General features: G+C 62.1%; 11 protein-coding genes. 4 read left to right on the forward strand and 7 right to left on the reverse strand.

The annotated features are described in order from the left end of the window. Positions 1 to 7: 7 nt before the first annotated feature. The gene (tssE, locus tag FQ755_RS04905) at positions 8 to 430 is read left to right on the forward strand and encodes a type VI secretion system baseplate subunit TssE (protein WP_144151484.1); all 423 of its coding nucleotides are present in this window, start codon (positions 8 to 10) and stop codon (positions 428 to 430) included. Between the two features lie 111 nt (positions 431 to 541). On the opposite strand, the gene FQ755_RS04910 is transcribed toward tssE, so the two are convergent. From FQ755_RS04910 to FQ755_RS04920, 3 genes are read right to left on the reverse strand one after another with little or no spacing between them, the layout of a single operon-like run. Continuing rightward, entirely contained in the window at positions 542 to 1,612 is a 1,071-nt protein-coding gene (locus tag FQ755_RS04910) for an SDR family oxidoreductase (protein ID WP_144151486.1), read from the reverse strand. A 40-nt stretch (positions 1,613 to 1,652) separates the two neighbouring features. Continuing rightward, complete coding sequence (locus FQ755_RS04915; RefSeq protein ID WP_144151488.1) at positions 1,653 to 4,409, reverse strand: EAL domain-containing protein; 2,757 nt, start codon at positions 4,407 to 4,409, stop codon at positions 1,653 to 1,655. Continuing rightward, positions 4,406 to 5,200: a substrate-binding periplasmic protein gene (locus tag FQ755_RS04920; RefSeq protein WP_186308417.1), complete on the reverse strand. Its 795-nt coding sequence runs from the start codon at positions 5,198 to 5,200 to the stop codon at positions 4,406 to 4,408. Before FQ755_RS04920 ends, FQ755_RS04915 begins: the two co-directional genes overlap by 4 nt. A gap of 303 nt (positions 5,201 to 5,503) precedes the next feature. Here FQ755_RS04920 and FQ755_RS04925 point away from each other — a divergent pair, with 303 nt between their 5' ends. Further along, the gene (locus tag FQ755_RS04925) at positions 5,504 to 6,643 is read left to right on the forward strand and encodes a LysR substrate-binding domain-containing protein (protein WP_144151492.1); all 1,140 of its coding nucleotides are present in this window, start codon (positions 5,504 to 5,506) and stop codon (positions 6,641 to 6,643) included. Here FQ755_RS04925 and FQ755_RS04930 read toward each other — a convergent pair. After that, positions 6,530 to 7,834 carry an Nramp family divalent metal transporter gene (locus FQ755_RS04930; protein ID WP_144151494.1) on the reverse strand — a complete coding sequence of 435 codons (1,305 nt, stop codon included), beginning with the start codon at positions 7,832 to 7,834 and terminating at the stop codon, positions 6,530 to 6,532. The two genes, FQ755_RS04925 and FQ755_RS04930, sit on opposite strands and share 114 nt — an antisense overlap. 166 nt (positions 7,835 to 8,000) lie before the next feature. Beyond that, positions 8,001 to 9,257: a cupin domain-containing protein gene (locus FQ755_RS04935; protein WP_144151496.1), complete on the reverse strand. Its 1,257-nt coding sequence runs from the start codon at positions 9,255 to 9,257 to the stop codon at positions 8,001 to 8,003. A gap of 321 nt (positions 9,258 to 9,578) precedes the next feature. On the opposite strand from FQ755_RS04935, the gene tatA reads away from it, so the two are divergent. After that, a complete protein-coding gene (gene tatA / locus FQ755_RS04940) occupies positions 9,579 to 9,764 on the forward strand; it encodes a Sec-independent protein translocase subunit TatA (protein ID WP_144151498.1) in 186 nt (61 codons plus the stop codon). 47 nt (positions 9,765 to 9,811) lie between these two features. Beyond that, positions 9,812 to 10,411, forward strand: coding sequence for a Sec-independent protein translocase protein TatB (gene tatB, locus FQ755_RS04945; protein ID WP_144151500.1), 600 nt, complete (start codon positions 9,812 to 9,814; stop codon positions 10,409 to 10,411). A 36-nt stretch (positions 10,412 to 10,447) separates the two neighbouring features. On the opposite strand, the gene FQ755_RS04950 is transcribed toward tatB, so the two are convergent. Together FQ755_RS04950 and FQ755_RS04955 are read right to left on the reverse strand one after the other, a co-directional pair. Further along, complete coding sequence (locus tag FQ755_RS04950) at positions 10,448 to 10,786, reverse strand: DUF4148 domain-containing protein (protein WP_144151502.1); 339 nt, start codon at positions 10,784 to 10,786, stop codon at positions 10,448 to 10,450. 111 nt (positions 10,787 to 10,897) lie between these two features. Continuing rightward, a complete protein-coding gene (locus FQ755_RS04955; RefSeq protein WP_144151504.1) occupies positions 10,898 to 11,872 on the reverse strand; it encodes a 2-dehydropantoate 2-reductase in 975 nt (324 codons plus the stop codon). Positions 11,873 to 11,883 lie beyond the last annotated feature (11 nt).

Here is an 11,883-nt window from a genome sequence, read left to right on the forward strand (position 1 = left end):
ATAAACGATGTCCGTCGGACCCTCGCTGTACGACAAGCTGTTAGGCCAGATCGGCGGCGAGCCGCTGGACGCCTATGACGACAAAACGCTCGAAATCCTGAGCGTGCAGCAGAACATCCGTCACATTCTCAACACGCGGGCGGGCGCGCTTAAGCACCTGCCCGATTACGGACTGCCGGATCTCACGAACATCTACAAGGCGCTGCCGGCTTCAGCCCATCTGCTCAGGCAGCAGATGGAGGCAACATTGCTGGTTTATGAGCCGCGCATCCGGTCAGTCGAGGTCGAGTACATCCATAATTCCGATCCGGGCGTTCTGGTGAGCTATGAAATGACGTGCCATCTGAAGCAGGCGGGACTGGTCCGCTTCGGCACATACTTCGAGCCGCCGGGTCGAATGCGCGTGCAGCGTATCGACCGGGAACGGTGAGGCCCGTGAAGCATCAAACCACTCAACGCCGACGTTCGCCCCACCGCAGCCGCCGCCGGCATGCAGTCGGCCAGTCCGACCGCATCGCCAGCTTCCAGCATTGCCCGCCCCTCATCGCGGCGGAATAATCCCTTCCCTCCTGAGCCGATCAAACAGCATGAAAAACGCCTCCGCCGTGCCCTGATAGTCGAGAAACCCCGCCTTCCGGCTCTTCGTCATATCCGTGATCACCTCCATCGGACGCCCAAGGTCGGCGTCCGTATGCCACCACGAAGCCAGCTTACCGAGATCCGCTTCCTTCAGGCCGAACTGCGCCGCAATCCCGCTCCACGCCTGCGCGGCGTTCTGCATGCGCGGCTCTAGCGGACGCACCTCCCCGTCGAACGGCACCGCCTCGATGCCGAAGTAACCGGCAATTTGCGACCACATCCACTTCCAGCGAAACACGTCGCCATTGACGACGTTGAAATCCTCGTTGCGCGCATTCGGGGACAGCGCCGCCCACTCCAGATGACGCGCCAGCAGCCGCGCGTCGGTCATGTCGGTCAGGCCGTTCCATTGCGCGGCAGAGCCCGGAAACACGAACGGCTGGCCGGTTTGTCTGCAAAGCGTCGCATAGACGGCCAGCGTGACGCCCATGTTCATTGCATTGCCGATTGCATAGCCAATGATCGTATGCGGCCGGTGCACGCTCCAGCCAAAGCCATATTGCTTTGCCGCCTCGAACAAACGGTCTTCCTGTTCGTAGTAAAAATTGTCCACGGCCTGGCGGCCCTGTTCCTCGCGAAACGGCGTGATGGGGACGGCACCGGTTGCATACGCTTCGAACGGTCCGAGATAATGCTTGAGCCCGGTGACCAGCGCCGCATGCTCCACGGTGCCCGACGGCCCCACCGCGTCCAGCACGTGACGCACCATGCCGCCATTCACGCGAATGTTGTCCTTTTCCGTGGCTTGGCGCGACCACGCCGTGAAGAACACATGGCTAAACGACTGCCCCGCCAGCGCCTCGCTCACGGAAGTCGCCGAAGCCAGATCGGCGGTGATGGGTTCGACGCCCGGCGGCAACGCCGTGCGCCCGCGCGAGAGACCGGCAACCTTCCACCCGGTCGACAACAACTGGTCGGCCAGATTGCTGCCGACAATACCGCTTGCGCCAATAATAAGTGCCTGCTTTTGCATGAGATGGATCGTCACTAAGTGAATATCTGTCGATACGGGCTTACTCAACCACACACAGCCCCGCCTCAAGCCGGCTCAAAAACTCCTCGAAGCCTTCAATAGGCAGCGGCCGGCAGAAGTAGTATCCCTGATAAGCGTGACATCCTGCAGCCGCGAGGAAATCACGCTGCGCCTCGGTCTCCACGCCTTCGGCGATCACGCCCAGACCGAGGCTCTGCGCAAGCGCCACGATCGCCTTCGCGATTACCGCGTCGTTTGGATCGACCAGCACGTCGCGCACAAACGAACGGTCGATTTTCAACTGATCCAGCGGCAGACGTTTCAGATACGACAACGACGAATAGCCGATACCGAAATCGTCCAGCGAGAACACGACGCCGTTCGCCCGCAGCGCCGTCATCTTCTGGATGACGTCCTGCGCGTTATCGACCAGCACGCTCTCCGTGATCTCCAGCTTCAGGCGGTCCGGCCGCGCGCCGGCCCGGCGGATGATGGCCAATACGTTGTCCACGAAATCGGGTTCGCGAAACTGCTGGACGCTGACATTGACAGCGATCGTGAGATGTTCCATCTCTGGCCGGCATGCCCATTGCGCCAGTTGCAGACAGGCGGCTTCCAGGACCCAGCTTCCCAACGCCCGGATCAGTCCGGTCTCTTCGGCAAGCGGAATGAAGTCCGCGGGCGGCACGATGCCGCGCGCGGGACGCTGCCAGCGCACCAGCGCCTCGGCGCCCGTCACGCGGGTACCGTCCACCTGCGCCTGGTAGTGCAGCAGAAACTGGTTTTCGTCGATGGCCTGGCGCAGGGCCGCCTCCAGCGCCGCCCGTTCCAGCACCACCGTCTGCATGTCCGGGTCGAAAAAACACACGGCATTGCGGCCCTTTTCCTTGGACTTGTACATCGCGAGGTCGGCCTGCTTCAGCAGTTCGTCAATCGACGCCTGATGCCCCCTGAATACGGTAGCGCCCACGCTCGCGGTACTGCGGTATTCGATCTCGCCAAGTTGATACGGAGTCCCAAGGACGGCGAGAATTTTTTCGCCCAGCGCCTCGGTCTGATTCGCCGCTTCCTCGTGGTTTTCGTGCAGGCTGCCGAGCACCACCACGAATTCATCGCCGCCGACGCGCGCCACCGTGTCGCTCTCGAGGACGCTCGCCGCCAGACGTTGCGCCACCTGTTGCAGCAGCATGTCGCCCTTGTCGTGGCCCAACGTGTCGTTCAGGGTCTTGAAGTGATCGAGGTCGATGAATAGCAACGCGCCGCAGGCTTCGCTGCGCGCGCTCGCCGTGATCGCCTGCTTGAGGCGATCCAGCAGCAAGGTCCGGTTCGGCAGATGCGTCAGCGCGTCGAAGAAGGCCAGTTCCTTGATGCGCTCTTCCGCGATCTTGCGCTCGGTGATGTCGTGTCCGCTCGTGCGAAAGCCGATGAAGTCGCCCTTCGCATCGCTAATCGGCACCCACGAAACGGATAGCCAGATCAACGAGCCGTCCTTGCGGATGCAGCGAAACTCGAGTTCATCGCCGCGCGCACCCAGCATCCCTTTCTGGAACTCGGGCGCGACGCGCGGCTGGTCGTCTGGATGGATCAGGGTGCCCGCGAAATCGGCCATCGCCATGCATTCCTCGACCGTATAGCCGATGTACTCCTGCACGGACGGATTGATCCAGCGCGGCTTGCCGTCCTGCCCCCACCAGACTTCCCAGTTGACCGTGCAGTCAGCAATCGCGCGGAATTTCTCCTCGTTCTCGCGTAGTTCGCGGGTCATGGCCGAGGCAAGCCGCATCGCGCGGCCGCGCCCGGTCATGATGAGCCACGTCAGAAACGCCAGCAGCAGGCTCAGGCCCGTGCCGATGCTGGCAATCAGCCACGCCGCGTTACGGCCGAAACGGGCTTTGAAGTCGTCCTGCGGACTCATCGCCAGGGTCCAGTCGTGACCGTCCACGACCAGATATTCGTTGGCCGCAAGCTCCGCCACGTCCTCCGATGCATGTCGCGCGGCCGCGCCCGGCGTTTTGTACAGCAAGGTGGCGGGCGACTGTTCGACGCCGTCGTAGATCGCGATAGACAGACCGGGCGGCTGTTCGCCATACAGGCTGGCCATCACGTCGTGCATGCGAAACGAGGCGTAGACCCAGCCCAGCAGATGCGCGCGGCGCTGCGCGACACTGTCCTGCGACTGTCCGCGGGTATAGATCGGCAGGTACAGGATGAAGCCGGGGCGCGCCTTGTCCGTGGCATCCACCCGCAGATGCACCTTGCCGGAGAGGGTGGCCATGCCGGAATCGCGCGCCTGCTCCATTGCATGACGCCGCGTCGGATCGGTCCAGGTATCGAAGCCGAGCGGCGCGCGGTTGATGCCGATATACGGCTCGCGCTGGATGATCGGCGCATAGTCGTCGCGCACGCCGGCAGGCTCGATGGCGTAGCTGGACTCCCCTTGCCCGCGCATGGCAGCGACATGCCGGTCCTTTTGTGCAGCCGGCACCCACGGCACCATGCCGACTGCCTGGATGCCCGAGAAATTGGCGTCGAGATCGAGTGTGGCCACGTAGTCGCGAAAGCGGTTGCGGTCCATCTCGCCGGTCGCGGCGAACATGCTTTGCACGCCGCGCAGCAGGAGTTCGTAGGTGCCCATGCGCTGCTCGATCCGGCTAACCGCATCGCCGAGCGAAAAGTCGAATTGCGCCTGCAGTTCGTGACGGGCGGCTTGCCGCTCATGGTCCCACAGCATCCACGTCACGCTCAGCGAAGCGGACAGGACGACGATGGGTAGCAGAACAAGGCGCGCCCAGTTCACGGCGGCGTCGGGAAGTTGACCATCGCGGCGGCGAGGTCGGGTTTGAAATACTTCTCGAAGATTCGCTGCACCGTGCCGTCGGCCCGCATTTCATTCACCAGGGCGCGCCATTTTTCGCGCTCCGCCGCAGGCAATGCCCGCTTCGACATGATGAGTCCGTGTGGCACGGACGGGTCGTTGAACGCGACGATGGTGGTGACGTCGCGGATTTTTTTGTCGTCGATGGCGGGGTAATCGAAGGGCTCGATGATCATCCCCTGGATACGTCGCAGAAGCAGCGCCTGGTACAGCGGGTCCAGCCCGCCCGCCTGGGTGACGCGGTTTTCGGCGCTCAGCGTGTCGACCAGCTGGTTGGCGGATTCGCTATAGCGGAAGCTGCGGATCACGCCTAGTTGAAACTGGCTGTTATGTTCGAAATCGGCCGGTTGACGCACGCCCGCGTCCTTGCGCACCAGCAGATAGTATTTGTCGCGGAAATACCAGGCGAAATCCGCATATTGATTGCGTTCATTGTCGGCAATGCCGGACAAACTGAAATCGAGTGCGCCGGATTCGATCAGCTTCCAGATTCGCGCACGCGACATCAAATTCACCCTGATCTGGCAACCGCTGCGGCGAATCAGTTCGTCGGCAATGTCTTTGTCGATACCCGAGTCGGTATCGACCGAATACAGCAAACCGTGATCGTGCAATGCCAGCGTAAATGAGCGCGAGCAGGTCGGACCCGCGGCCATTGCGCTGCCAAGACAACAAAAACTGACTAGCAAACCCCCGAGGCCACGTCGAATCACAGCGTCTCCATCATGCGAAGGTGACTAGGATACAAGCCTTTGATTTTGTCAAAACGGCACAGATTATTGATTTCCCCGCCCCGTCGTTCGCGGGTGCCAACAGGATACCGATTTATCGCTCCAGTACAAATAAACATCCACGAGTTCGCATCGTCGCAAACCTTGCGGCCGCAAAAACCGTTTGCAAGCTGTGTCAGTGACCTGATAACGCACGAGCGTGCGACAGTTTGTCACACAAGTTACACTGTGACGACACCGCGCTTTATCCCCGGCAGCGGTATTACGCAAAGGAATGACGGCTAGATGAGAAACATAACAATTCGCCAACTAAAAATTTTCGAAAGCGTTGCGCGAAATTTAAGTTTTTCCCGTGCGGCTGAGGACCTGCATCTGACTCAGCCCGCCGTATCCATGCAAATCAAGCAGATGGAAGATCACGCGGGCATGCCGCTGTTTACTCAGGTGGGAAAGCGCATTGCCTTGACGGAGGCCGGCACGCTTATGCTGCGCCACAGCATGGTGATCCTTGCAGATCTGAAAGCTGCCGAACTTTCAATCAACAATCTGAAAGCAGGCGGCACCGAGCATTTGCGGGTCGGCCTCGTGACATCCGGCAGTTATTTTTTTCCGCACCTGCTTGGTGCATTCCTGCAGGGCAAGAGTGGCGTCGAGCTGGACCTGACGGTGCGCAGCCGCGACCAGTTGATCGCGTTGCTGCGCAGCGACCAGATCGATCTCGCCATCATGGTTCATGCGCCGGACGACCCCGCCATCGTGGCCGAGGCCTTTGCGCCGAATCCTTTTGTGCTGGTCGCCGCGCCGACCCATCCGCTCACCGGCGAACGGAACATCCCGTATCAACGGATTGCCCGTGAGTGCCTGATCGTCCGGGAAAGCGGCACCGACACGCGCAGCGCCGCCAACGCCACCTTCGCCAATCACGATCCGGCGCCGCGCTTCATGGAGATCGGTTGCGCGGAAGCGATCAAACAGTCGGTCATGGCCGGCATGGGCATCAGCTTCATGGCGGCGCAGACAGTTCAGTTCGAAGTGCGCGCCGGCTTGCTCAAAGTGCTCGACGTACAGGGTTTTCCCCTCAAACGCCATTGGTGCGTGGTCCATCGTGCGGACCGGCATCTGCCGCCGGCGGCCCTCGACTTCCGGCAGTTTCTTCTCACTGAGGGCGGCCCGCGGCTCGAACATTTCACGGGAATCGACAAGGTGCAGACGGGCATGGATCTTCAACCTCCTGAAGGCGCCGCTCAAGAAACACCGATGATTGCCTCGCCGAGCGCCCATCTCGATGTGGCGCTTCGCACCCGCGCACTGTTACGCGACGATGGATTGCCAGATGAGCATCACGTTCAGGGCCAAAATCACGCCGGTGGCGACGACAGCCGTGCCGATCAGCTTGCGGCCAGCCGTAAATCCACCCATCACTGAGCGGCGCGAGGACAGCACGACAAGCGCGACGAGCGGAATCGGCAGGATGATGCTCAGCACGATCTGGCTGTCGATCATCGCGCTCATCGGATTGCAGGTCATGCAGACGATCACCGCCGGCACCATGGTGATGAGGCGTCGCACCATCACCGGCGTCTTGAAGCCGACAAAACCCTGCATGATGTTCTGGCCGGCCATCGTGCCCACCACGGAACTGGAGATGCCCGAGGCCAGCAGCGAAACGAGGAACAGCGCGCCGGCACCGGCGCCCAGCACCGGCGTCAAGGTGTGATAGGCCACCGCGATGTCCGAGATGCCCGGGGTCTTCTTGCTGAATACTGAAGCGGACATCGCCACCATCGCCAGATTCACGAGGCCGGCAAAACCCAGCGCAATCATCACTTCGCGATTGGAAAAGCGCACCAGCTTGCGGCGCTGGTAATCGTTGCGTGCCGGCGCGCGGTTCTGCGTCAGGCCGGAGTGCAGATAAATCGTATGCGGCATGATGGTGGCGCCGACGATCCCCACGGCGAGCATCAGCGCGTCGTTGCCATGCAGATGCGGCACGAAGGTATGAAACAGCGCGGCGTGCCAGTCGGGCGGCGCGATCAGTAGCTCGCACAGATAGCTCAGGCCGATCACGGTGATCAGCGCGGCGATCACGATTTCGAGCGGACGAAAGCCCTTTTTATCGAGCGTCAGGATCCCGACGGTGACGACGCCCGTAATCAGCAAGCCCCAACCCATCGCCAGATGGAACAGCAGCGAAATGCCCATCGCCGCGCCCATGAATTCGGCGAGATCGGTGGCCATGGCGGCGATTTCCGAGCCGATCCACATGCCGATCACGAGCGGCCGCGGAAACTCGTCGCGGCATAATTCAGCGAGACTACGGCCGGTGACGATGCCGACCTTGGCCGACATCGCCTGAAACAGCATCGCCACGAGGCTCGACAGCAGCACCACCCACAGCAGTTCGTAACCATAGGTCGAACCGGCCTGAATGTTGGTCGCGAAGTTGCCCGGGTCCATGTAGCCCACCGAGGCGATCACAGCCGGCCCCGCGAACGGCAGCAGCGCGCGCAAACCGCGGCGGTTGTTGTCGAGCGTGTCACGCATCGCCGTGACCGTGTCGGCGGTCGCTTCCCCGGAGAGTGCGTAGCCGGCGGTTCGTTTAATGGCCATCAACATGATGAGCGCCTCTTCACAGTGCTGCTTGGTGTCGGTAGGGACTGACTGCTTCTGCCGCGCCACGCGGGCGGGACAGTATCGAATCCGGATGGGCGCCGTGGCCCGGGTTCGCATGGAACCCGCGCACGCACGGCGCCGGTACTACGGGTTACTGCACGCGTGACGCTTAGGCCAGCACGTCGCGGCGTTGCTTCAGGTTGTGGATCGCATCGAGGGTTTCGTCGTCGACGCGCAAGTGTTCCTTCAGCAACTGACGCGGCACATTGGCGAGCCACTGCGACAAGGTCACTTCCGAGAAATGATCCGACTTGAAAATCTCGAGGAACACCAGATCGTCCTTACCGGTGTTCTTGATGTAGTGGCCGAGGTTCTTCTCCACATAGCCCACATCGCCCGGATTGAAGTCCACCGTCTGCGCCGCCGGTCCGGTGTTGAACACCGTCATGCGGCCCGTGCCCTTGATGAAGTATTGCCATTCATCGTTGTCCGGGTGCCAGTGCAATTCACGCAGACCGCCCGGCTTGACCGTCACGAGCGCCGCGGCCACGGTCTTCGAAATCGGGAAGTTGCGGCTGTCGACGATACGCACTTCACCGCCTGACGTGGAAATGGTCGGCGCCATCGAGCCCATGCGGAAGATGAACGGATGATCCGGACGGCCAGCCGGCGATGCACAGTACTCCTGATCGGCTGCCAGCGGGCCGGCCTTCGCGCCCTGGTAAATCCACAGTTGTTCGAGCGGGATTTCCTTAAACTTCTCAGCCGGAACGCCGAAGTTCTGCGCCAGAATATCCGGCGGCGTATGGGCGATCCAGTCGGACACCATCAGCGTGTTGAATTCGCCGGCCGCGCCGTTGTCGAATGCCAGCACGAATTCGCCGCCGTTGTCGCCGAGACCCTGCAGCGAGTGCGGCAGACCGGGCGGGAAATACCAGATGTCGCCGGATTGCACGTCCGCCACTTCAGCGCGGCCCTTGGTGTCGATGGTCGTGATACGCACTTCGCCGCTCACCATGATGGCCCACTCGGCCTGCTGGTGCCAATGCAGCTCACGCACGCCGCCCGGTCCGAGGCGCATGTTCACGCCGGCGATGTCCTTCGACACCGGAAACGCCTTGGTCGTCACTTCACGCGCCCAACCGCCCGCCTGAATCCGCTTGTGTGCTTCGTTGAACGAGGCCCAGGGAATCGGCATGCCGCCCACGTCGGTCGGCGGCGGGTTGTTGAACGACGGCAGGACGTCGCGCAGTTGCGGATTCTGCGGACCGGGCTCCGAGATCGCGGCGGGTGTCGAGTTGATGGCGCCTTGCAGCGGGCTATCGGGGTTACCGAATTCAGCAGCCTTGGCGACAGCCGATGCACCGAGCGCCACCGCACCAGCAGCAGCCCCAGCCAGCACACTGCGACGGGTCAAATCAGTCATTGTTTCTTCTCCTAAGCATTTCTTTAGATCAATTCCCGCAAGTCAGGGTCGACGCCTGTGCGACGCGGGCTATAGGGAGGACCGGCTGTTTCCTTTGCTGCAGTGAGCCGCCGCTCAAGGTGGATGGCTCACTGCAGCAGCAGGACAGCGTCCTCTCCGTGCCGCAAATATTAGGAACGTGACCGGCAAATGAACAATCAGGATTTCTTTGCCTAACCATCAACAGCTCTGATACATCGACGGCGCGAATGCCGTTACGATCTGCGCACGCCCTGAGTCAGGTTATCGGGCGAGTTCAAACCATCAGTAAGGAGTGTGATCATGGGTAGCCTCAGCATTACGCATTGGCTGATCGTTCTGGCGATCGTTTCGCTGGTCTTCGGCACGAAGAAAATCCGCAACCTCGGTTCGGATCTCGGCGGCGCGATCAAGGGATTCAAGGAAGGCATGCAGGACGCGGAACCGGTGGCCGCGCAGAGCAGCTCGAAGGCCGTCGAACCACAATAACGCCGTGCGTCCGAGCGATAGCACATCAACCCGGAGACCCAGCAGCCATGCTTGATTTCGACGTTTCCAAACTGGCCGTGATCGGCGTGGTCGCGCTGGTCGTGCTCGGCCCCGAACGATTGCCGCGCGTCGCCCGCACGGCCGGCACACTGCTGGGACGTGCGCAACGCTACCTCAGCAGCGTGCAGTCGGAAGTCGACCTGCAGATCCAGATGGATGAACTGCGCAAGCTGAAAAGCAGTATCGAACTGGCGGCCGCCGACGTGCAGAGCACCGTCGAGCGTACCGTCAACCAGCATGCGGGCGAGCTAAAGGCAGGTGTCGATGCGGCGGCGGCCACGCTTCAGGAAGCACTGCCTGCTGCCTACCTGCCCTCCATTCATGAAGGCGCGGGCGATCTGCAAGCAGACCTGTTCAAGGTTCGTCCCGCACATGCGCAGCTTGCGCCAGCGACTGTGGCATCCATTCCCGCGCAGATGCGGGACGAGGGGGTGTCGTTCGCCTGTTCGGCGTCCGCCGCGCAGCGTGCGCGACCGAAATGGCGCGGCGCCTCGGCGGTTAGCCGGCGTGGCGCGATCAAGCGCAGCCGGGTTGTTTCAACCGCGGCGAGCAAGGCGCTCGGGCGGGATTTTGGCCGCCTCGCCTGAGATATTAAAGGCGAGGCGCAGCGGGTTGCAGGCTATTTACTGACTCGCGCCCTGACCGATTCCCGCCTTCTTCTCCGCGCTCTGCAGATCCTGCGGATAGTTGGGGTCGTTCTGCGATGGGTGATAACCCGCATCTTCCAGCTTCTTCAGTTCGGCATTCTTTTTCGCCCGCGCCTGCTTGCGGGCGGCCTTGCGTTGAGCCTTGGTTGACGAGGCCGGAGCGGGCGCCGCGGTGCCCGCATTGGCGTCATCGCCGCTGGCCGAACCGCCCCCGCCACTTTGCGCGAACGCTGAACCGACGGAGCCGACTGAGCCGACGACGAGCGCCGCCGAAGCCAGCAAAACAGCGACTTTCCTGGAAGGTGAAAAGGTCATTATTTATCTCCATACGAATGCTTCGTTGATTCCCAAGGAAGGCACAGCGTGGGAACCGACAATGTATCCGAATTGGTGACGCTTCGCCCCTTTTCGCGTAGCCGTATCGAATCAGTACAGACCCAGGGTGCGCGCATGCAGGCGGCTCAAACCCAGTAGCGCGTCGATGAACGGCGTCGGCACTTCGGTGATCTGGCCCAGTTCGCGCACGGCGCCCACCAGCGCGTCTAGCTCCACGCTCTTGCGCGCCAGCACGTCCTGCAGCATGGAGGTTTTCATCGCGCCGAGTTTGAGTGTCACCTGATGCCGGTCGCTCGGCGCCTGATCGATAGGAATGCCGAATTTCGCGCCGATCTCCTTGGCCTCGAGCATCGCGCTCGTCACGAAGCCGCGCACCAGATCGTCGCCGAGAATCTTGTCGGTGGTGGCGCCCGTGATGGCGCTGATCGGGTTCATCGTCATGTTGCCCCACAGCTTGTACCAGACGTCGCGCTGAATCTGCTGTGAAGCGGACGCGTTGAAGCCGGCTGCCACGAGCATCGCCACCAGCGTCTGCAGGCGCTCGCTGGGCTGCCCGCAGGCTTCGCCCAGGATGAGTCCATTGCCGAGATGATGGCGGATCACCCCCGGCGCATCCTGCAGGCAGCTCGCGTGAACCACGCAGCCGATCGTCTGCGCGCTCGGAATCGCCGCGGCAATTGCGCCGTCCGGATCCACCGAGGTCAGGCGCTTGCCTGCGAAAGCGGCGCCCAGGCCATCGCAGAACCACCACGGCACGCCGTTCATCGCCGTGACGACGACGGTGTCCTTCGTCAGCAACGGCGCGATGCCGGCCGCCACCGCGGCCATGGCCGGCGCTTTCACCGCGACGATCACGATATCCTGCGGCCCGAGGTCCGCACTGCTCTCGCTCGCGGCGACCTGTACCGCAGCCGTCTTGCCGTTTTCCACGAGTTGCAGACCATGTTCGCGCAACGCCGCGAGCGTCGCACCGCGTGCGACCACGCTGATCTCGTGGCCCGTTTGCGCGAGCCTCACGCCCATCCAGCCGCCGATGGCGCCGGCTCCATAAATGCAGATCTTCATGCCTGAATCCT

It is taken from the genome of Paraburkholderia sp. BCC1885 (genome assembly GCF_900996235.1).
GTDB lineage: Bacteria > Pseudomonadota > Gammaproteobacteria > Burkholderiales > Burkholderiaceae > Paraburkholderia.